The sequence below is a fragment of the Erwinia rhapontici genome, assembly GCF_012271765.1.
GTDB classification, from domain to species: Bacteria; Pseudomonadota; Gammaproteobacteria; order Enterobacterales; family Enterobacteriaceae; genus Erwinia; species Erwinia rhapontici.
The window spans coordinates 856,496-878,400 of the sequence record NZ_VRKO01000016.1; the positions used below are offsets into that span (position 1 = coordinate 856,496).

The following is a 21,905-nucleotide window of genomic DNA, read 5'->3' on the forward strand; positions in this document are numbered from 1 at the left end:
AGTGTCCCGCTATTTTTTTATCCTGTGCGGCGGTGTACATTAGCCTCCACTTTGTCGGAGGGAAAATGACGATACGTTCCACGTACTGGCTTGGACTGAGCTACTTCACCTATTTCTTCGCCTATGGCGTCTATTTACCGTTCTGGGGCGTCTGGCTAAAAGACAGCGGCCTGCAACCGGAAAAAATCGGCCTGCTGCTGGGCTGCGGCATGATTGCCCGCTTTGCCGGTAGCCTGCTTATCGCCTCACGCGTCACTAACCCTTCACGACTGATTAGCGTCCTGCGCCTGCTGGCTTCGCTGACGCTGTTATTTGCGCTGGGCTTCTGGGCAGGTTCCCAGTGGGTGTGGCTGCTGCTGGTGATGGTCGGATTCAATCTGTTCTTCTCACCGCTGGTGCCGTTGAGCGATGCGCTGGCCGCAACCTGGCAGCGACAGATCGCCCTGCCTTACGGTCCGGTGCGGTTGTGGGGTTCCCTGGCGTTTGTGATCAGCTCGGCGCTTACCGGTGTGCTGGTGACACATTTTTCCTATCACGCCATCCTGATGCTGCTGTGTGTGGGATGCGGGGCGATGATTGCAGGTATGATGCTACGCCCGGCGGTGATGCCGCAGGGGATGGAAAAACAAACCGAACATAGCGGATGGGCGCAGTGGAAGCAGATGCTCAGTGAAACCGCCGTCTGGCGCTTCCTGCTATGCGTGACGCTGATGCAGGGGGCGCATGCCGCCTACTACGGCTTCAGTGCCATTTACTGGCAGGAAGCAGGCTACTCGTCGAGCATTGTGGGCTATTTATGGTCGCTGGGCGTCGTGGCTGAAATCGTGGTGTTTGCCGCCAGCAACCGACTGTTCCGCCGCTGGAGCGCACGCGATCTGCTGTTGCTGTCCTGTGTCTGTGCTGTTTTACGCTGGAGTATGATGGCGTCGTCCACGGAACTGGGTTGGCTTGTCGTTGCACAAATTCTGCACTGTGGCAGTTTCACTATTTGTCATCTGGCGGCTATGCGCTTTATCGCTGCCCGCGACGGGAGCGAGGTGATCCGCCTGCAGTCAGTCTATTCCGCACTGGCAATGGGTGGTGGCATTGCTCTGATGACCATGGTGTGTGGTGTGCTGTTCCAGCACCTGCAAGGCGGCGTGTTCTGGGTGATGGCACTGCTGGTTGTGCCAGTGCTGTTCCTGCGGCCAAAAGTGACCTGATTATGACTCCAGCAGCAGGCGGATACTGCGCTGCTGGTGTTCGCCCAGCGGCAGTTCAGCATGGATCAGCGGTGGTGAGTAGAGCGGCAGCGGCGTGGCATAAGGCGTGATCACCAGCGCGATCCCTTTCGGTGCGCTGTGGCGCTGAAAGTCGGCAACATCCTGGTACTTAATCGTCAGCGGCAGCAGCGTCAGTTCACGCAGCTGCTGCTCAACCTGCTGCTCCAGTTCGCTATCACGACCAATCAATAACAACACCTGCTTCTCTTGCAAGGCGCTTTCCTGCATCAGCCATGCGCCAAAAATAATCGCAATCAGACCCATCTCTTCATCGGTGAACTGCACGCTGTATTGTTGTTCCAGCGCGGCGATAGCCTCACGCGTAGTACGCAGCAGACGCGGGTACTGCTGGGCGATATCGTCAACCAGATTGTGATCGATGCCGATGGAAAACAGAGTACGCTCCAGCGCCTGCGCCAGATGCGTATAAAGTTGTGCGCTTAGGCCCGCGTCATTACTGAATACCATGCCAGACAACGCCTGAAAGCGCTGAATTAACAGCTCCACGGACTGGAGAAGTTGGCGTTCATGAGCGCTGAGGGTGTGTTGTCTCTGGGGAACATGCAGTTGGCTGAAGAGCAGGGCGAGTAACGCAACCTCATTAACCGCCGCCTGATAGCCGCGTTTACTCCAGCAGCGGGCAATCGCCTGTGCCAGTGAAAACTCCGGTTTACCTTCGATCCAGTGCAGTTGCTGTGCGGTAAAGTCCGGCTGGCAGTGCCAGGCGAGAGCATAGCGCAGCCAGACCTGTAAAAATTGGGTATCGCGAGCGCTGAACTCGCGGTCCAGATGAAGTGAACAATACTGGACCAGTGCTGCCAGGTTATGCTCATCGTACAAGGCCTTATCCACTGGCAGCGTCTGAAGTTGTTGCTTAATGACGGAGGAAAAGTCGTTATGGATAAACGCCGGAGACAGCCGCAGAGCCCGCCGTAAGTTATGTAGCAGGCACAGACGCTGATCTAAATGCGTTCCACGAAGGCGCAACGCGCCCAGCTCATCCAGCTCAATGGCAAGATGGTGATAGCGCTGGATTTCCTCTGCCACCTCCGCTATATCTTGCCGGGTTACGGCGTGATCCACACCGTTAAGCTGGCAAACCGATTCCACAGTGACGAAGGATTCAGGCAGGCAGAGCATTAAAAGCAGGTGGCAACGGCGCTGTGGACTGGAGAGGACAGACATTTCAGGTGAGTGTGTACTCATCATCTGTGATCCCAGTAGCGATTGATTATGCTAAGAATAGCCTTAGCCAGCCACGTTGTGGTCAATCGAGTCAGTTTTATTCAGAGCTTTTAAGACAGGTCACAAAAATAATCGACAAAAACTGGAGTGGAGTTTAATTTGTTACATTATAACAGGTGTGCAGTGGGGGCCGCAGGGCTGATAATCGTTTTGTCCCCGGTTGCCATGGCGCATCCGCACAGCTTTATCGATATGCAGACCACGCTGGTTCATCAGGGCGATCGGCTCACCGGGCTGAAAATGCGCTGGGTGATGGATGAAATCACCTCTGCCGATCTGTTATACGATGCAGGAACGGCAAAACCGGATTCAGTGGTTTGGAAAAAACTGGCGGCAGAAGTGATGGCTAATGTGTTAGGCCAGCATTACTTCAGCGAATTCTGGCACCAGAAGCAGCCGGTGAAGTTCGATAATCTGCCGCCGGAATACCATCTTTCACGGCAGGGGCATCAGGCGGTGCTGGAGTTTATTCTGCCGCTGGCACATCCGCAGTCGCTAAAAGGCCAGCGGTATACGTTTTCCACTTTTGATCCCACTTACTTTGTAGATATGTATTACGACTCTGAAAAAGCACTGACAGTCCCGGCAGAACTGGTATCACAATGTCATTTCGAGCTGCAAACCCCCAAACCGGATGCCTCCATGCAAGCCTATGCGCTGTCACTGGATAAAGCAGATGCGCCAGCGGAAGAGATGGATCTTGGTCGCCAGTTTGCCCAGACGGTGACGCTGATATGTCAGTAAGTGGCCTCAGCCGCGCTCCGCGTAGAGGGGCGATATGGCCGTTCGCGCTGTTGATGTCAGGGATGCTCCTGGGAGGGCTGTGGATTTGGCAGCACTGGCCGCAAATCCTGTTGCAAAGCATTATGTGGCAGAAGAGTCTGCATCAGCAGATGACCGGGCTGTTACAACAGGTTGCCAGCAATCCTCATCAGGCCGGGCTGGCGCTAATGGGTTTCAGCCTGCTTTATGGCGTATTACATGCGCTCGGCCCCGGCCATGGCAAAGTGGTGATAGCCACCTTTCTTGCTACCCACCCGACGAAAATGAAAACCAGCCTGCAACTGACGCTGGCCGCGGCTGTAGTGCAAGGGGCAGTGGCGATTGCGCTGGTGACGATAATGCTGGGCGTGTTGCAACTCTCTTCGCGCCAGATGCATCTCAGCAGCTACTGGCTGGAAAAAGGGAGCTATCTACTGGTGATCGGCCTGGGCCTGTGGCTGTGCTGGCGAGCCCTGAAAAAATTGTGGCTGCAGCTGCGCCCGGCACCTGTCCGAATGACCATCACCCGTATTTTGCCTGCGGGGCATCAGCACAGTGAACACTGTGGTTGTGGGCATCAGCATGTGCCGGACAGTGCGATGTTGTCGCAGGCGACGGGATGGAAAACGAAGGTCGCGGTGGTACTGTCGATGGGGTTACGGCCCTGCTCGGGGGCCATTATGATGTTGCTGTTTTCAAAGGTGATTGGTGTTTACTTCTGGGGGGTGCTATCCGCGCTGGTGATGGCGGTGGGAACGGCGTTAACGGTATCGTGCATGGCGCTGGTGGTACAGCTCTCGCGCTCCCTCGCACAGCGTTTAACACGTAATACAGGATCTGCTGCCTGGCATGTAGTGGCATTGAACTGTCTGGCTCTGACCGGTGGCGTGCTGCTGATTGCCGCTGGAGCCATGCTGTGGCTGAGTGCGCAACCCGCGATGTCAGGCGGTATCCGACCGATGTTCCTGCAGTAAATCTTGCGCAGGGGGCAGGCATGCCTGACTCAGGGCGCGGCATGCCGCGCCCCTGGGACGAATTAACGCTTCAGCGCTTCACTCAGTTCATCACGCATGTTGGCCAGCATCGCTTTCACGACGCGTGGGTTACCTGCAACGATGTTACCTGAATGCATATAACCATGCGCGCCAACAAAGTCAGTCACCAGACCGCCAGCTTCACGCACCAGCAGCTCACCCGCGGCGAAATCCCATGGCTTCAGACCAATCTCGAAGTAACCGTCCACGCGACCCGCAGCCACATAAGCCAGATCCAGCGCAGCAGATCCGGTGCGACGGAAGTCAGCACACTGGGTGAACAGTTTGCCGAGGATATTGATATACGGAGTGGCGTGCTGCTTCAGTTTGAACGGGAAGCCGGTGGCCAGAATGGTGCCATCCAGATCGCGGGCGGTGCCGCCGCGCAGACGATAGCCGTTAAGCTGGGTGCCCTGGCCGCGTACGGCGCTGAACAGCTCATTACGCATTGGATCGTAAACAACGGCAACTTCAGTACGGCCTTTGATGCGAACGGCAATAGAAATACAGAAGTGGGGAAGGCGTTTGATGTAGTTGGTGGTGCCATCCAGTGGATCGATAACCCATTGCACATCCTGGTCTTCGCCTGGCAGTTCACCGCACTCTTCAGAGATGATGGTGTGCTGTGGGTAAGACTTGCGGATCACTTCAATAATCTGGCGTTCCGCTTCACGGTCAACATTGGTGACAAAGTCATTGCTGCCTTTCTGGCTGGCTTCGACGGAGTCCGGGGTTTCATAGTGCTTGGCAATTACGTTTCCGGCCTTGCGCGCAGCGCGCACGGCAATGTTGAGCATTGGATGCATAGTTAAGTTTCGTCTCGCTGGATGTTAAAGAACGGTTTACCCTTCATGCTTGAAGCTGTCGCTGTGTTAGCTGCACTCACTCACCCGAATCACTTACTTAAGTAAGCTCAGTGGGATTCGCTCTCTTGCTGCCTTGCTACAGCATCAATCACTTTGGATAAATATCATAATCTGATAGAAAACGGCGCGTAGTATAGCAGGGCAGAACGGCAAATGTCCTGGAAATATGTTAGCATCGTCGAATTAACTCTCAGACCCCAGAATCCTTATGCTGCAAAATATCCGAATTGTGCTGGTGGAGACCTCTCACACTGGCAACATGGGCTCTGTCGCTCGTGCGATGAAAACCATGGGTTTAACGAACCTTTATCTGGTCAATCCTCTGGTCAAACCGGACTCACAGGCTATTGCCCTGGCGGCCGGTGCCAGCGATGTGATTGGCGATGCGAAAATTGTCGACACTTTCGATGAAGCGATTGCCGGGTGTGGCCTGGTGGTCGGCACCAGTGCGCGCTCGCGCTCTCTGCCGTGGCCGATGCTCGACCCACGCGAGTGCGGTTTAAAAAGTGTGGAAGAGGGCCAACAGGCGCCTGTTGCGCTGGTATTTGGTCGCGAACGCGTTGGCCTGACCAACGAAGAGTTGCAGAAGTGCCACTACCACGTCGCCATTGCTGCTAACCCGGACTACAGCTCGCTGAACCTGGCGATGGCTGTGCAGGTCATTACCTATGAAGTGCGTATGGCCTGGCTGCAGTCGCTGGAAGCGGAGCAAGAAGCGCCGGTTGAGTCACCTTATCCACTGGTCGATGAGCTTGAGCGCTTCTATCAGCATATGGAGAAAATGATGATCGGCAGCGGTTTTATCCGTGAAGCCAGCCCGGGGCAGGTGATGAGTAAAATGCGTCGCCTGTTTACCCGTGCTCGCCCTGAACGTGACGAGCTGAATATCCTGCGTGGGATGCTCTCTTCACTGGAGAAGCCACGGGGCGAGTAAGGGTGTATCGGTGAATAAAATAACAGCATAATAGTTGAGTATTTTACTTGGTTAAATAGTTGAGTGTTTTAGTAGGTTAAATACTTGACCAATTTAGTCAGGAATGTCAGACTTGCGTCCATATTTTGTTAACACCCATCCAGGGTTATAACCGAGGTTGTAAACGCCATGAGACTGACATCCAAAGGCCGTTATGCTGTTACCGCTATGCTTGATGTTGCACTGCATTCCCATGAAGGCCCGGTGCCTTTAGCGGATATTTCAGAGCGTCAGGGCATTTCCCTTTCTTATCTTGAGCAGCTGTTCTCCCGTCTGCGTAAGAATGGTCTGGTGGCCAGCGTACGTGGTCCGGGTGGCGGTTATCTGTTGGGCAAAGGCTCTGATGCCATCGCAGTGGGCGCAGTGATTACTGCCGTTGACGAATCTGTCGATGCCACTAAATGTCAGGGTAAAGAAGGCTGCCAGGGCGGCGAGCGTTGCCTGACTCACGTGCTGTGGCGTGATCTGAGTGAGCGCATCAGCGACTTCCTCAACAATATTACACTGGCAGAACTGGTCAATAACCAGGAAATCCTGGAAGTGGCTGACCGTCAGAACAGCAATGAAATCCGTCGTGCGCCAAACGGCCGCATGCAGGAAACAATTAACGTCAATCTGCGCGCCTGATCGCAGTCTGGGCGGGGTTTGTTCTTCGCCCCCGGAAATGAATAAAAGGCCTGACGGGCCTTTTATTCATTTCTGCTTCCAGCAAAGATTTCAGGGCGCAGAAGGGCGGCAATCAAGAAACCTCCCGGAGCTTAACGAGCAATGAAATTACCGATTTATCTGGATTATTCCGCCACCACACCCGCCGACCCTCGTGTGGCCGCAAAAATGATGCAGTATCTGACTCTGGACGGAACCTTCGGTAATCCGGCCTCGCGATCGCATCGTTATGGCTGGCAGTCAGAAGAAGCGGTGGATGTTGCCCGCAACCAGATTGCAGAGTTAGTGGGCGCTGACCCACGTGAAATCGTCTTTACCTCCGGTGCAACAGAAGCCAACAACCTCGCCATCAAAGGTGCAGCCACTTTCCATCAGGAAAAGGGTCGTCACATCATCACTTGTACCACGGAGCATAAAGCGGTCCTGGATACCTGTGCTCAGTTAGAGCGTGAGGGATTCAGCGTCACTTATCTGAACCCGCGCCCTGATGGCACGTTGGATCTGCAACAGCTGACCGCGGCGCTGCGTGATGACACGGTGCTGGTGTCAATTATGCACGTCAATAATGAGATCGGGGTGGTGCAGGATATTGCCACTATCGGCGAACTGTGCCGTGAGCGCGGGGTGATTTTCCATGTTGATGCCACGCAGAGTGTGGGTAAATTACCTATCGATCTGAGTATGCTGAAAGTCGATCTGATGTCTTTCTCTGCGCATAAAATTTACGGACCGAAAGGCATCGGTGCGCTCTATGTCAGCCGTGCACCGCGTATCCGTCTGGAAGCCCAGATCCACGGTGGCGGTCACGAACGCGGTATGCGTTCCGGTACGCTGCCGGTGCATCAGATTGTGGGAATGGGTGAAGCCTATCGCATCGCCAAAGAAGAAATGGCCAGCGAGATGGCACGCCTGGGTGCGCTGCGTAGCCGCCTGTGGGCGGGTATTGGCCATATCGAGGAGGTGTACCTCAATGGTTCACTGGAGCAAGGTGCGGCGAATATTCTCAACGTCAGTTTTAATTACGTTGATGGTGAATCACTGATTATGGCGCTGAAGGATCTGGCGGTCTCAACCGGCTCAGCCTGTACCTCTGCCAGTATGGAGCCGTCTTACGTGCTGCGGGCCATTGGTCTCAACGATGAGTTGGCACACAGTTCGATCCGCTTCTCTCTCGGGCGTTTTACCACCGAAGAAGAGATCGACTACACCATTCAGCTGGTGCAAAAATCCCTTAGCCGTCTGCGTGAGCTCTCCCCTCAATGGAAAGCGTTTAAAGCCAGCGGTGCTGTTCAGGCAGGTTGATCCTCACTCCCGCACAAACAGTAACGGGCCAGATTCTGGCCCGTTCTGCGTAGTACGCAGCATCCCGCGAAAACATCCCTGTCACATTTCTGTTAGTCTGGTTGTACAATCCTCCTGCGGAAAAATCGCAGCGGCCGGTCAAACCCCGGTCTGAAAGATGAAATAATGAAAAGGAGCCATGCGATGACCACCTCTATGAATATTACCCTGTCAACGGCTGCGGCCGATCTGCGTTGGGGCGAAAAAGCGATCCTGAGCAGCAACGACAGCGGCCTGACTATCCATCTTACCGGCAGTGAACCGCTGGCCACTATCCAGCGCGCTGCGCGCAAAATTGATAGCCAGGGTATCCGTCATGTCAGCCTGAGCGGCGATGGCTGGGATCTGGAGAACAGCTGGGCGTTCTGGCAGGGCTACCGTGGTCCAAAAGGCGAGCGCGAAGTGCAGTGGGCCGCGCTGGCAGATGCCGAACAGGCGGAGCTGAACAACCGTCTGAAAATTATCGACTGGGTGCGTGACACTATTAACCTGCCCGCTGAAGAGCTGGGGCCGGAACAGTTAGCCACCCGTGCCATTGACCTGCTGTGTGATGTGGCCTGTGATGCGGTCAGTTACCGCATTACGAAAGGTGATGACCTTAAAAAGCAAAACTATCTGGGGCTGCATACTGTCGGGCGCGGTTCATCGCGCAGTCCGGTACTGTTGACGCTGGATTATAATCCCGGTGGCAACGATGAAACCCCGGTATACGCCTGCCTGGTCGGCAAAGGAATCACCTTTGATACCGGCGGATACAGCCTGAAACAGAGCGGCTTTATGGACTCCATGAAGTCGGATATGGGAGGGGCGGCAACGCTGACCGGTGCTCTGGCGCTGGCAATCAGCCGTGGTCTGAACAAACGTGTGAAACTGATCCTGTGCTGCGCGGATAATATGGTCAGCGGCAATGCCTTTAAACTGGGCGACATTATTCGTTACCGCAATGGCAAAACCGTTGAGGTGATGAATACCGATGCTGAAGGCCGTCTGGTACTGGCCGATGGGCTGATTGATGCCAGTGCGCTTAACCCTGAACTGATTATTGATGCGGCGACCCTGACGGGTGCAGCAAAAACCGCATTAGGTAACGATTACCACGCGTTGTTCAGCTTTGACGATGCACTGGCGCAGTCGTTGCTGGAAAGTGCTGCCGGGGAGAACGAGCCGTTCTGGCGTCTGCCGCTGGCGGAGTTCCACCGCAGTCATCTGCCGTCAAATTTTGCTGATTTGAACAACATTGCCAGCCCGTCGCACTCTGCCGGGGCCAGCACCGCCGCTGCGTTCTTGTCGCATTTCGTGAGTGAATACAAGCAGGGCTGGCTGCATATCGACTGTTCTGCTACCTACCGTAAAGGTGCCGTGGATCAGTGGTCTGCGGGTGCCACCGGGCTGGGTGTGCGTGCCGTTGCGAACCTGCTGTTAAACAAAGCGTAATATAACGGGCCGATCGCAACACGATCGGCCCTTGTAGGGACGGACCCTTTTTCCGGTCCACCCGCAGTCTTGTCTGGAACACATTCATGAACGATCTTAACCCGCGGCTGGAAGAGGTGCTGAAACTGGCAGCAGTAGAGCCGGCGCACCGTCCGGAGTTTTTTGCCCTGCTGATGGATGCCAGCGTTGTGGTCCCCGGCGAAAGCGCCCAGCCTGAGCAGGCGATCGATGCCAGCACTCCAGTTGATTTACAGCACTGGGAAAAAGAAGACGGCACCAGCATTATTCCGTTCTTCACCTCAGCGGAAGCACTGCAACAGGCCGTGAGTGGCGAGCAGGCTTATCTGGTGATGCCGGTGCGCACTTTGTTCGAAATGACTCTGGGCGAAGCCCTGTTTCTGAACCCCAAATTGCCTAACGGCAAAGAGTTTTCTCCGCGTGAAATTGCCCACCTGTTAGATGAGGGCAGCAGTGCTCTCAGCCAGCAGACGGTGCTGGAAGGCGGAACCTCGCTGTTGCTGTCGGAAATTGCTGAGCCTCCGGCACAGATGATCGATTCGCTGACCCAGCTTTTTGCCAAGTATAAAACCGTGCGCCGCGCCTACGTGGCGGAGATCAAAGAACATGCTGACCAGCCCGCTAATCTGCTGATTGGCATTGAAGGCGATGGCGATCTTGAAGCAGTGATTCAGGCGGCCGGCAGTGTGGCAACGGATACGCTGCTGGACGATAGCCCAATTGATATTTGCCAGGTCGTGGAAGGGGAGAAAGGTATCAGCCACTTCTTTATTGCCCATATCACGCCATTCTATGAACGGCGTTGGGGAAGTTTCCTGCGAGATTTCAAAGTCAAAAACATCGATTAACGATCGTTTGCTGCATGGGACGACCCTTTTTTAGTCGTCCCACGGGCGATCCCCGTTGCTGCTGGCGGATCGAAGACGATCCGCCGCTACAGTGAATCGTTAACGATCGGCAGGTCGTTACGGGCTCCCCATTCGCCCCAGGAACCGTCGTATAACGCGACGTTTTTCACGCCGAGGCTGGTTAACGCCAGAATCACCACCACCGCGGTGACGCCAGAACCACAGCTGGCAATCACAGGCTGCGACAAATCCACACCCTGCTGACTGAATATTGCCTGTAATTCCGCAGAGGGTTTCAAACGCCCTTCGGTGACCAGCGAGTTCCAGGGAACGTTCAGGCTGCCTGGAATGCGTCCACGGCGCAGTCCAGGACGCGGTTCATCCACTTCTCCGTGAAAACGGTTAGCAGCACGGGCATCAATAATCTGCGCGCCACCTTCATGACTAACCAGCAGGACATCAGTGACGCGTTTGACTTCGCCTTCACCCTGTTCGGCCTCGAACTCGCCTTCCGCGATGTCCAGGGCACCACTTTCCAGCGGCAGTTGCGCCTGTTTCCAGCCCGCCAGCCCGCCAGCCAGAATGGAAATTTGCTTCACACCAAAGTGACGCAGCATCCACCAGGCGCGGGGAGCCGAGAACAGATTGCCCTCATCGTAGATAACCAGATGTTTGTCATCGCTGATCCCCAGTTCACGCATTGCCACTGCGAACGTTTCCGCTCGCGGCAACATATGCGGGTAAGCACTGGTATGGTCCGACAGGGCCTCAATATCGAAGAAGGGCGCATTTGGCAGATGCTCTGCCAGATACTCTTCCTGGATGTTGCGGGTTTTCTCCTGCCCTGGCGGCAGCATACGTGCGTCCAGAACCTGGATGTTGTCATTGGTCAGATGCTCTGCCAGCCAGTCAGCAGAAACAAAAAGAGAGGGAGTCGTCATCGCGGCCTCATTGTCAGTAACGTTTAGCTGAGTGTCAGCGATTTTGTTAGCTATCACAAGGCGAAATGACACTATTCAGAGCCACCTCTGGATTCCTGCAAATTGTTTGCATTCGCAGATAGAAATTGCGCAGATAAACTATTACTCTTTGACCAATTTTGTAACAGGGAAGGTTCTATCTGATGGATGTGCTCAAATTTCTCCTGCGCTTACCGTTCACCGTGCTGAAAGCACTGTGCTGGCTGCTCTCGCGCCTTTTTCGCGTGCTGGGACTGTTGCTGCGCCCGCTGCTGGGTGAGATCAACTGGCGCGGCCCAGGCTGGGTTTCACCCCTTAAAGCAGGCTTCGCCCGGCTTGAGCAGGGGATTGACCGACATCCGAAGACCATTGCCCTGAGTGTGCTGCTGCTGGCGGCTGCAGGTGTTGCCAGCGTGTATGGCTGGCAGTGGTGGCAGAACCGACCTAAACCGATTGACGTTGCCCCGCTGGCCATCCAGAACAGCAGGGTAGAGGTCGTCAACCCGGAAGGGATTGACTACACCGCCGCAAAACCTGCCGTGCAGGTGCTCACCCTGAGGTTCAATCAGTCGGTTGCCCCGGTCACGCTGGTCGGAAAAAAGGTCAGCGCAGGGATTAGCCTGAAGCCCGCCTTAGCCGGGGAATGGCAGTGGCAGAATGCCTGGACGCTGATTTTCACCCCGCAGCAGCCGCTGCCAATGGGGGCGAGCTATGAGGCGACTCTTGAGCCTGACACTTTGCTGGCCCCGCAAATCCGTATTGAACAGACGCGCCACCGCTTCATTGTGCCTGCTTTTGACTATCAAATTGGCAGCAGCGAGTACTATCAGGACCCGCAGGACAGCAGCCAGCACAGCGCTATTTTCAATATCAAATTCAACGCGCCGGCCGATGTGCAGAGCGTGGAAAAACAGTTGTCGCTCGGCCTGAGCGCCGCGCAGGGGCAGCCAGAACAGCCGCTTAAGTTCAGCGTAACCTGGGATGAAAAGAAACTGAATGCCTGGGTGCGTTCCACTGCGCTACAGCCAATGGATCACGGCGGAGCTGTGCATTTGCAGGTGAGCAGCGGGGTGAAATCCTCACGTCCTGGCAATCCGGTGACGCGTAAAAGTGATGGATGGGTGACGGTCCCGAATCTTTACAGCCTTAGCCTGAGTGATGTCAGTGCGGAAGTGGTCGATAAACCCGGCAGCCAGGGCGAACGCGCACTGATTGTTGGCTTTAGCGATGCCGTACGTGACAACGATGTTCGCAAAGGGGTGAAAGCCTGGCTGTTGCCACAGAAGGACCCACGTCGTCCGGCCAGTGAGCAAACAGAAGAGGAATTCATTCCCTGGGATGTGAGCAATATCGATCAGAGCGTGATTAACCGCTCTCCGGTCGTGTCGCTCAGCCTGAACGAAGCAGAAGAAACCTGGCAACCGCAGTTCAGCTTCAAATTTGATGCCCCGGCAAAACGTTATTTGCTGGTGTCGGTGGATGCTGCGATGACGTCCAATGGTGGCTACAAAATGCCGGAAAAACAGTGGCGCGTGGTTCAGGTGCCAGACTATCCGAAGCTGCTGCAGTTTGCCGCTCAGGGGGCGCTACTGTCAGTTAACGGCGATAAACGCATTAGCGTGGCCGCACGTAACGTGCCGGGGCTGCGCGTGGACATCAAACGTGTTATTCCCAGCCAGTTGCAGCATATCGTCTCATTTAAAAGCCGCCAGTTCGCTTCGGCTGATTTCAATCGCCTGAACGACGAATACTTCACCGAGCGCTTTCGTTATCAGACGCCGGTGAATAATGATAAACCCGGTGAGGTCAGCTATCAGGGCATCGACCTGTCGCGCTATCTCTCAACCCGTCCCGATTCCCATCGCGGCATCTTCCTGCTGACCCTGTCTGAATGGTCTCCACAGCAGAAAGAGGCCCAGCCTCAGGAAGAGGAGTATCAGGAAGAGGAATCGCAGCAGGCGATCACCGGGGATTCACGCTTTGTGGTGGTGACCGATCTGGGCATCATTGCCAAACGTTCGCAGGATAAAACGCGTGACCTGTTTGTGCAGTCGATCAGCGGCGGTCAGCCAGTGGCGGGTGCGCAGGTCTCGGTCGTGGCGAAGAACGGTGAAAAACTGCTGACCCGTCAGACGGGCAGCGATGGTCACGTCAGTTTCCCGTCGTTGGAGGTGTATACCAACGAACGTGAACCGGTGATGTTCCTGGTGGAAAAAGAGGGGGATGTCTCCTTCCTGCCGACCGGCCGTGACAACGATCGTGGCCTCGATTTCTCCCGTTTTGATGTGTATGGCGAAACCACACCGGACGATACCCGCACTCTCGGAAGCTATCTGTTCTCTGATCGTGGTGTCTATCGCCCGGGCGATACCTTCCATATTGGTCTGATCACCCGCGCCGCCGACTGGTCCGTGCCGGTAGGCGGCATACCGGTTCGCGCTGAAATTCGCGACCCACGCGATAAACTGATGCGTACCGTTCCGTTGACCCTCAGCGCCAGCGGATTTAACGAACTGAGTTTTACCACGGAAGAAAGCTCGCCTACGGGCGAATGGAATATCTATCTCTATCTGCCGGGTAAAGACGACGACTCAACACGCCTGCTCGGCAGCACGGCGGTTAACGTCAAAGAGTTCGAACCGGATCAGCTCAAGGTCAAGCTGACCCTGACCCCCGACCATCAGCAAGGCTGGGTCAAGCCGGATGCACTGAAAGCCAATATTGATGTCCAGAACCTGTTCGGCACCCCGGCACAGGGGCGCCGTGTGGCGTCCAAAATGACGCTGCGTCCCGTCTACCCGGCGTTCGATCGCTATGCAGATTACGCCTTCTATGAAGCGCGTTCGGCCAGTGACGGTTATGAAACTGAACTGGAAGACAGCACCACGGATGATAACGGTGCGGCAGCGATTAAACTGGATCTGAGCGGTTTCGGTGAGTCGACCTATCAGCTGCAATTACTGTCGGAAGCCTTTGTCGCTGGCGGCGGTCGTTCAGTGGCAGCTACCGCCCGTACGCTGGTCTCTCCGTATGATTATCTGATTGGTGTGAAAGCCGATGGAGAGTTGGGTTACATTCATCAAAATGCCCAGCGCAACGTGAATCTGATCGCGATTAATCCGTCGCTGGATACCATTGCGCTTAACGGCCTGACGCTGCGCCTGTTAGAGCAAAAATATCTGTCGGTGCTGACGCGTCAGGAGTCCGGTGTCTATAAATATCAATCCAGGCTGAAAGAGATCCCGGTTTCCGATGCTGCATTTGACTTGCCTGCCAGCGGTCACTCGATGGCACTGGCGACCAATAAGCCCGGTGATTTCGTGCTGGTGGTAGAAAATGCCAAAGGTGAGGTGCTGAACCGCATCGCTTATAGCGTGGCGGGTGAAGCCAACCTGACCCGTTCGCTCGATCGTAATGCCGAACTGAAACTAAAGCTAAACAGCGACAAGTATCAGCCGGGCAGTGAAATTGAAGTGGCGATCAACGCACCCTATACCGGCAGCGGCCTGATCACCATTGAAAAAGATCGTGTCTACAGCTGGCAGTGGTTCCACACCACCACCACTAACTCGGTACAGAAGATCCGCATTCCGGCAGAGCTTGAGGGCAATGCCTATATTAACGTGCAGTTCGTCCGTGATATTAACTCGGATGAGATCTTCATGAGCCCGCTCAGCTATGGTGTGATGCCGTTTAAAATCAGTAATGAAGCGCGGAAAAACACCCTGAAACTCGATGTGCCAGAGGTGATTAAGCCAGGTGAAGATCTCACCATTAACGTCACCACGGATGCCCCGCAGCAGGTGGCCGTTTTTGCCGTAGATGAAGGGATCTTGCAGGTGGCGCGTTATCGTCTGACCGATCCCCTGGATTACTTCTTCCGTAAGCGTGAACTGAACGTTGAGAGCTCGCAGATTCTTGATCTGATCCTGCCAGAGTTCAGCAAGCTGATGTCGCTGACTTCAGCCCCAGGCGGTGATGGCGGTGAAGGCCTCGATCTACACCTCAACCCGTTCAAACGTAAACGGGACAAGCCGGTGGCGTACTGGTCGGGGATCACCGAAGTGAACGGCCACGCACAGTTTACTTATCCGGTGCCGGACTATTTCAACGGTAAAATTCGGGTGATGGCGATTTCGGTCACGCCAGAAAAAATAGGTAAAGCGCAAACCGGCACCACCGTGCGTGACAACTTTATTCTGACGCCGAACGTCCCCTCAATGGTCGCTCCGGGGGATGAATTTGACGTCAGCGTGGGCGTGAGTAATAACCTGGAAGGCCTGGGTGATGGCAAACTGCCGGTGGCAATCAAGGTGACGCCTCCGCCGCAGCTGGAAGTGGTCGGGCAGCCGGAACAGTCGCTTGAACTGGCGGCTAAGCATGAGGGTGTGGTCAACTTCCGTCTGCGTGCTAAATCTGAATTGGGTGATGCGCCACTGGTCTTTAGTGCGCAATACAGTGATAAAACCAGCCGCCGGACGATCAGTACATCGGTACGCCCGGCAATGCCGTTCCGAATCCAGACGGTGATGGGACGGATGAATGGGAATCAGCAGCAGGTGGATAATTTACGCCAGATGTTCGGTGCTTATGCACAGCGTCAGGCTGCGGTCTCGAACTCACCGCTGGTGTTAACCAGCGGGCTGGCAAGTTATCTGGCGGACTACCCGTACTACTGCTCTGAACAGATTGTCAGCCAGTCGATCCCGCTGTTGCTGCAGAGTGAACACCCGGAACTGCGTGGCAATCTGGATGCGGATAAAGTGCGTCAGCAGCTGAAAGGCATTCTCGACGTGTTGCGTTCACGCCAGAACGCTGACGGTGCTGTCGGGCTGTGGATGGCGTCACCACAGGCCGATCCGTTTATCACACCGTATGTGGTGCAGTACCTGCTGGAGGCGAAAGCCGCCGGTTATCCGCTGCCTGCCGGTATGCTGGACGATGCCAATGTTGCACTGCGCGCACTGGCGGCCAACGGTTATGAAGACCTCTACCACCTTCGCCTGCGCGCCTGGGCCGTTTATCTGCTTACGCGGCAGGGCGAAATCACCACGAATGCGCTGGCCTCAGTGCAGGAGACACTGAAAAAACGCTACCCGGACAGCTGGCAAACCGATCTCAGTGCGCTGTATCTCGCTTCCTCATGGCGCTTACTCAAGGCCGATGATGAAGCTGAACGGTTGCTGGCGCCGGGTTGGAAGGCGCTGGACAAGGCCTATAACAAAAGCTGGTGGACGCAAAACTACTACGATCCGCTGGTGCAGGATGCGACCCGGTTGTACCTGATTACCCGTCACTTCCCGGAAAAAGTATCGGCTATCCCGCCACAACTGCTGGAAAATATGGTGCAGGCACTGAGGGAAGAGCGTTACACGACCTTCTCCGCGGCGATGAGCATTCTGGCGCTGGAAAGTTACTCAGAACAGGTGGCACAACAAAACGATCCGCAGGCGCTGACGATTAACCAACTGGGGCGTGACAATAAAGTTCCTCAGCTGATTTCTGCGCTAAAGGGGCGGTTTGCACAGGGTAACTTCAGTGGGGATGCGGCTTCTGTTCAGTTCCGCAATGCAGGAAACGCACCCGCCTGGTATGTGGTCACACAGGCCGGTTATGACCTGGCTGCACCAGAGAAAGCGATCAGCCGTGGGCTGGAAATCAGCCGCGATTACACCGATGCCGCAGGTAAAACGGTCGACAAGGTCTCACTCGGTCAGACCATTAACGTGCATCTGAAAATCCGTGCGAATTCAAAAGCAGCGCTGAGTAATCTGGCGATAGTTGACCTGTTGCCGGGTGGATTTGAAGTGGTCCAGCAAACGCCTCCACCGCCAGAGACGGATGATGAGGAACAGCAGGATGCATCTTCTGCAGGCTGGCAGTCGCCGCTGGCGGCAAGCGGATCAACCTGGGCACCTGACTTCAGCGATATTCGTGAAGATCGTGTGATCATCTATGGCAGTGCCACCACGGAACTGCAGGAGTTTGTTTACCAAATCAAAGCCACCAACACCGGAAGTTTTGTCATTCCTCCGGCGTACGGTGAAGCGATGTATGACCGTGAAATTCAGGCGATGTCAGCCAGCGCAGGCAAGATTGATGTGGTACCGGCTGAATAGCCGGGCTTCGGGTAGCATGAACACATGAAACGTCTGTTGCAAAATCTGGCAGTGGCGCTGGGATTACTGGCGCTGCTGGTGACAGGCTTTCGTTTGTGGCCACATCCGCCGTTATCACAAGGTGTCCCGCTGTCCACGGCATGGTATGACCGTCATGGCACATTGCTACGGCTGTCGCTGGCCAGCGACGATCGCTATCGTCAGTGGACGCCTCTGGAGGCGATTTCGCCGTTGGCGGTGGACGGACTGTTGCTGCATGAAGATCGCTGGTTCTGGTACAACCCCGGCGTAAACCCGCTAAGCCTGGCGCGGGGCTTCTGGCGCAGCTATGTGCTGGGCGGCAATAAGCAGGGCGGATCGACCATCACCATGCAACTGGCGCGCATGGTGTGGCAACTGAATACCCGATCGCCAAAAGGCAAGATAGTTCAGGTGTTGCGCGCCCTTCAGCTTGAACTCAGTTACTCCAAACACGATATCCTGGAAGCCTATCTGAATTACGCTCCGTATGGGCGTAACATCGAAAGTATTGGTGCAGCCAGCCTGATCTACTTTGCCAAACCCCCTGCACAGTTGACGCTGGCAGAGGCGTTGACGCTGGCGGTACTGCCTCAGTCACCCAGTTTGCGTATTAATCCTCGCAGTGATGAAGTCAGCCCGCCGCTGATGCAGGCGCGCAACCGCTTGTTCCTGCGCTGGCAGCAGCATTATCCCACCGACCACAGCCAGCAAGCGCTGTTTCAGCTGCCGTTAGCCCTGCGTCAGCCGCAGGATTTGCCTTTTATCGCACCGCACTTCATTGAACAGTTGCAGATCGGAGAGCGTCAACCCCGTGTGGACACCACGCTGGATGCCAGTCTGCAACGGCTGGTTGAAAGACAGGTCAACGCGTTTATTCGTCGTAATCAGAGCCGGGGGATTCATAATACCGCCGTGCTGCTGGTGGACAGCCGCGATATGGGAGTACGTGCTATGGTCGGCTCGGCCGACTATTACAACCGCCAGATTCAGGGGCAGGTGAATGGCACAAACGCTAAACGTTCCCCGGGTTCCGCGTTGAAGCCCTTTATTTATGCACTGGGGATGGAGCAGGGCGTGCTGCATCCGATGACCGTTCTGAAAGATGTGCCTTACTCCTTCGGCAGCTATGCGCCCGAGAACTTTGACCGCCGCTTCCTCGGGCCGGTGACTGCGACCGACGCCCTCAATTTCAGCCGAAATATTCCGGCGGTGACCATTGCTTCACGGCTGCGCCAGCCGGGTTTCTATCAGTTTTTACAGTTGGCGGGTATCAGTAATCTTGCCAGCGAAAAACATTATGGACTGTCGCTGGTGCTGGGGGGGGGAGAGGTGACTGCCCAGGAACTGGCGAAACTCTATGCGATGCTGGCTAACCGGGGCGAAGTTCGCGCGCTGCGGCTGCGTCAGCAGGACCCTCAGTCGCCGGCATTTCGCCTGCTGAGTGAAGAGGCCAGTTTTATGACGCTGGATATTCTGCGTCAGCACCGCCGCCCTGGCGATACATTAGCGCAGCGCCCGTCATCGCTTCCTGTTTACTGGAAAACCGGCACCTCCTGGGGCTTTCGCGACGCATGGAGCGTCGGTATTTTTGGTCCTTATGTGCTGGTGGTGTGGCAGGGGAACTTTAACGGGCAGGGCAATAACGCGTTTGTCGGCGTTGAGGCTGCCGCACCGTTGTTTTTCAATATTATCGACAGTGTGATTGCCAGCTATCCGGGACTGAGTGAGCCTAAGCATCGCTTCCCGGTGCATCTGAAACGTGTGGAAATCTGCCTGCCGAGTGGCGATCTGCCCACGCAGTGGTGCCAGCAGCGCGGCAAAAGCTGGTTTATTCCGGGTAAATCCCCGATTAAAGTGGATACGGTTTACCGCCCCTTACGTATTGATAATCAGAGTGGGCAACCCGTCTGTGCCCCCTGGGATACAGAGACCAGCCATATTGAAGTGTTTGAGTTCTGGCCCTCCGATCTTGCCAACGTCTTTATGCAAGCCGGGTTGCCCAAGCGCCAGCCGCCAGCGGTTACCTGCCAGCAGGGCGCAGTGGGAGGAGATGCACCACGCATAACGTCGCCGTTGAAGAACACCACTTACCAGCTGCGTCAGTCGCAGAAAGGGCGGGACAATATCAGTTTCAGCGCGGTGACCGATGCGGACAGTGCCACTGTTTACTGGTTTGTTGATGATGTTTATCTTGGTAGCAGTGCCAGTAAAACGCCCCTCGACTGGCGGCCCTCCCGCCCGGGGAAATATCGTATTCGTGCGGTAGACGACCGTGGCCGTGCCGACAGTCGTCTGATTAATGTGGCGTTGATCAACTAATTTCAGACGGATCCCCAGGCGCTTTTCTGGTCATCAATCCACGGGCTGCGTAAAATAGCCGCAGGTGGGGAAAAAATGTCGCGATGAGGATCGGGTTTTTCATTAAATTATTGAATCTCCGATAGGCATCTCTCGCGATGCCCCCTATAATCTGCGGCCATTTTCCCGGCCGGGAACCGTTTTCGCGGCTAAACTCGAAAGATAATACAGGGGTCAACAATGACTATTGAGCGTACATTTTCCATCGTAAAACCAAACGCTGTGGCAAAGAATGTTATCGGTGCCATCTTCAACCGTTTTGAAAGCGCTGGCTTCAAAATCGTTGGCAGCAAAATGCTGCACCTGAGCAAAGAGCAGGCTGAAGGTTTCTACGCTGAACACCAGGGTAAACCTTTCTTTGATGGCCTGGTTGAATTCATGACCTCTGGTCCGGTTGTTGTTTCCGTACTGGAAGGCGAAAATGCCGTACAGCGTCACCGTGACCTGATGGGTGCAACTAACCCGGCGAACGCGCTGGCGGGTACGCTGCGTGCTGACTACGCAGACAGCTTCACCGAGAACGCGACTCACGGTTCTGATTCTGCTGAATCTGCTGCCCGTGAAATCGCTTACTTCTTCGGCGAAGGCGAAATCTGCCCGCGTACCCGTTAATTCGGTTGCCTGACGGAAAAGGGTTTACAAAAAAAGTGTGTTTGCTGCTTTAACCCTTACGAAGTCATGAGTACAATAATGCGCCCCTGACGTTGTGTTCAGGGGCGCTTCTATTTTATTCACTCCAAACCCAGAGCCATAACGTGTAACAACGAGGCCAGAGAATATTATGTCAGAACTTATTGTGACGCCGTCGTCCGAATCTCCTGCAATTGCCATCCCTAAAAAAGACAAAATCAACCTGCTCGATCTCAATCGTCAGCAGATGCGTGAGTTTTTTGCCAGCATGGGTGAAAAACCGTTTCGTGCCGATCAGGTGATGAAATGGATCTATCACTACTGCTGTGATGATTTCGATGAGATGACCGACATCAACAAGGTTTTCCGTAACAGGCTGAAAGAGGTCGCTGAAATACGCGCACCAGAAGTCGCGGAAGAACAACGCTCAGCCGATGGCACCATTAAATGGGCCATTCAGGTGGGTGGGCAGCAGGTAGAAACCGTCTACATTCCAGAAAAAGATCGCGCCACGCTGTGTGTCTCTTCCCAGGTGGGCTGTGCGCTGGAATGCAAATTCTGTTCAACGGCGCAGCAGGGCTTTAACCGTAACCTGCGTGTATCCGAAATTATTGGTCAGGTATGGCGTGCAGCTAAAATAATCGGTGCCGCCAAAGTCACTGGCCAGCGCCCTATCACCAACGTGGTGATGATGGGGATGGGTGAGCCATTGCTCAACCTGACCAATGTGGTTCCGGCAATGGAAATTATGCTGGATGATTTTGGCTTTGGCCTGTCAAAACGCCGCGTGACGCTATCCACGTCGGGTGTAGTTCCTGCGCTGGATAAGCTGGGCGATATGATCGATGTGGCGCTGGCGATCTCGCTGCATGCGCCTAATGACACAATTCGTGACGAAATTGTACCGATCAACAAAAAGTACAATATTGCGACGTTCCTGGCATCCGTCAGCCGTTATATCGGCAAGTCTAATGCTAATCAAGGGCGTGTGACCATCGAGTACGTGATGCTCGATCACATCAATGACAGCACTGATAATGCGCATGAATTGGCCGCGTTGTTAAAAGATACGCCGTGCAAAATTAACCTGATCCCGTGGAACCCCTTCCCGGCAGCACCTTATGGTCGCAGTTCGAACAGTCGCATCGATCGCTTCTCTAAAGTGTTGATGGATTACGGTTTTACTACTATTGTGCGTAAAACCCGTGGTGATGATATTGATGCTGCGTGTGGTCAGTTGGCAGGTGATGTTATTGACCGTACTAAGCGCACGTTGAAAAAGAAATTGGCTGGAGAAGCCATCTCTGTGAAGGCGATCTGAAACCCGGTGTTTTCCTGCCTAATTCCGTATTGAACCTGGCAATATTGG

15 protein-coding genes are annotated in these 21,905 nt (G+C 54.9%); 12 read left to right on the forward strand and 3 right to left on the reverse strand.

What is annotated here, in order from left to right; all coding sequences use genetic code 11:
- Window positions 1–65 precede the first annotated feature (65 nt).
- Window positions 66–1,202, forward strand: a complete 1,137-nt coding sequence (locus FVB43_RS21065; protein ID WP_133845851.1) for a 3-phenylpropionate MFS transporter — start codon at window positions 66–68, stop codon at window positions 1,200–1,202.
- Here FVB43_RS21065 and csiE read toward each other — a convergent pair whose 3' ends face one another.
- Window positions 1,203–2,471 (reverse strand): stationary phase inducible protein CsiE, encoded by a 1,269-nt coding sequence (gene csiE / locus FVB43_RS21070; protein ID WP_133845852.1) that lies wholly within the window; start codon window positions 2,469–2,471, stop codon window positions 1,203–1,205.
- A gap of 201 nt (window positions 2,472–2,672) precedes the next feature.
- On the opposite strand from csiE, the gene FVB43_RS21075 reads away from it, so the two are divergent.
- Both FVB43_RS21075 and FVB43_RS21080 read left to right on the forward strand, forming a co-directional pair.
- Window positions 2,673–3,251, forward strand: a complete 579-nt coding sequence (locus FVB43_RS21075) for a DUF1007 family protein (protein ID WP_241008257.1) — start codon at window positions 2,673–2,675, stop codon at window positions 3,249–3,251.
- Entirely contained in the window at window positions 3,242–4,243 is a 1,002-nt protein-coding gene (locus tag FVB43_RS21080) for a nickel/cobalt transporter (protein ID WP_167864705.1), read from the forward strand. The genes FVB43_RS21075 and FVB43_RS21080 overlap by 10 nt, the downstream gene beginning before the upstream one ends.
- Window positions 4,244–4,305: 62 nt before the next feature.
- On the opposite strand, the gene suhB is transcribed toward FVB43_RS21080, so the two are convergent.
- Window positions 4,306–5,109, reverse strand: a complete 804-nt coding sequence (gene suhB, locus FVB43_RS21085; RefSeq protein ID WP_133845855.1) for an inositol-1-monophosphatase — start codon at window positions 5,107–5,109, stop codon at window positions 4,306–4,308.
- Between the two features lie 268 nt (window positions 5,110–5,377).
- Here suhB and trmJ point away from each other — a divergent pair, with 268 nt between their 5' ends.
- The 5 genes from trmJ (at window position 5,378) to sseB (ending at window position 10,449) form a co-directional block, all read left to right on the forward strand.
- Entirely contained in the window at window positions 5,378–6,103 is a 726-nt protein-coding gene (gene trmJ / locus FVB43_RS21090) for a tRNA (cytosine(32)/uridine(32)-2'-O)-methyltransferase TrmJ (RefSeq protein WP_133845856.1), read from the forward strand.
- 168 nt (window positions 6,104–6,271) lie between these two features.
- The gene (gene iscR / locus FVB43_RS21095; protein WP_133845857.1) at window positions 6,272–6,769 is read left to right on the forward strand and encodes a Fe-S cluster assembly transcriptional regulator IscR; all 498 of its coding nucleotides are present in this window, start codon (window positions 6,272–6,274) and stop codon (window positions 6,767–6,769) included.
- A 141-nt stretch (window positions 6,770–6,910) separates the two neighbouring features.
- On the forward strand, window positions 6,911–8,110 hold the full coding sequence (locus tag FVB43_RS21100) for an IscS subfamily cysteine desulfurase (protein WP_167864706.1): 1,200 nt from the start codon (window positions 6,911–6,913) through the stop codon (window positions 8,108–8,110).
- A gap of 183 nt (window positions 8,111–8,293) precedes the next feature.
- The gene (gene pepB / locus FVB43_RS21105) at window positions 8,294–9,583 is read left to right on the forward strand and encodes an aminopeptidase PepB (RefSeq protein ID WP_133845859.1); all 1,290 of its coding nucleotides are present in this window, start codon (window positions 8,294–8,296) and stop codon (window positions 9,581–9,583) included.
- Window positions 9,584–9,669: 86 nt separating this feature from the next.
- Window positions 9,670–10,449, forward strand: coding sequence for an enhanced serine sensitivity protein SseB (sseB, locus tag FVB43_RS21110; RefSeq protein ID WP_133845860.1), 780 nt, complete (start codon window positions 9,670–9,672; stop codon window positions 10,447–10,449).
- A gap of 86 nt (window positions 10,450–10,535) precedes the next feature.
- Here the strand turns inward: sseB and sseA are convergent, their stop codons facing one another.
- The gene (gene sseA, locus FVB43_RS21115; protein ID WP_133845861.1) at window positions 10,536–11,390 is read right to left on the reverse strand and encodes a 3-mercaptopyruvate sulfurtransferase; all 855 of its coding nucleotides are present in this window, start codon (window positions 11,388–11,390) and stop codon (window positions 10,536–10,538) included.
- A 182-nt stretch (window positions 11,391–11,572) separates the two neighbouring features.
- Here sseA and FVB43_RS21120 point away from each other — a divergent pair, with 182 nt between their 5' ends.
- From FVB43_RS21120 to rlmN, 4 genes are all read left to right on the forward strand, one after another.
- Window positions 11,573–17,527 carry an alpha-2-macroglobulin family protein gene (locus FVB43_RS21120; protein WP_167864707.1) on the forward strand — a complete coding sequence of 1,985 codons (5,955 nt, stop codon included), beginning with the start codon at window positions 11,573–11,575 and terminating at the stop codon, window positions 17,525–17,527.
- Between the two features lie 24 nt (window positions 17,528–17,551).
- Entirely contained in the window at window positions 17,552–19,867 is a 2,316-nt protein-coding gene (gene pbpC / locus FVB43_RS21125; RefSeq protein ID WP_167864708.1) for a penicillin-binding protein 1C, read from the forward strand.
- A 219-nt stretch (window positions 19,868–20,086) separates the two neighbouring features.
- On the forward strand, window positions 20,087–20,518 hold the full coding sequence (gene ndk, locus FVB43_RS21130; protein WP_062744669.1) for a nucleoside-diphosphate kinase: 432 nt from the start codon (window positions 20,087–20,089) through the stop codon (window positions 20,516–20,518).
- Window positions 20,519–20,687: 169 nt separating this feature from the next.
- The gene (rlmN, locus tag FVB43_RS21135) at window positions 20,688–21,857 is read left to right on the forward strand and encodes a dual-specificity RNA methyltransferase RlmN (protein WP_133845864.1); all 1,170 of its coding nucleotides are present in this window, start codon (window positions 20,688–20,690) and stop codon (window positions 21,855–21,857) included.
- The last annotated feature ends 48 nt before the right edge of the window (window positions 21,858–21,905 follow it).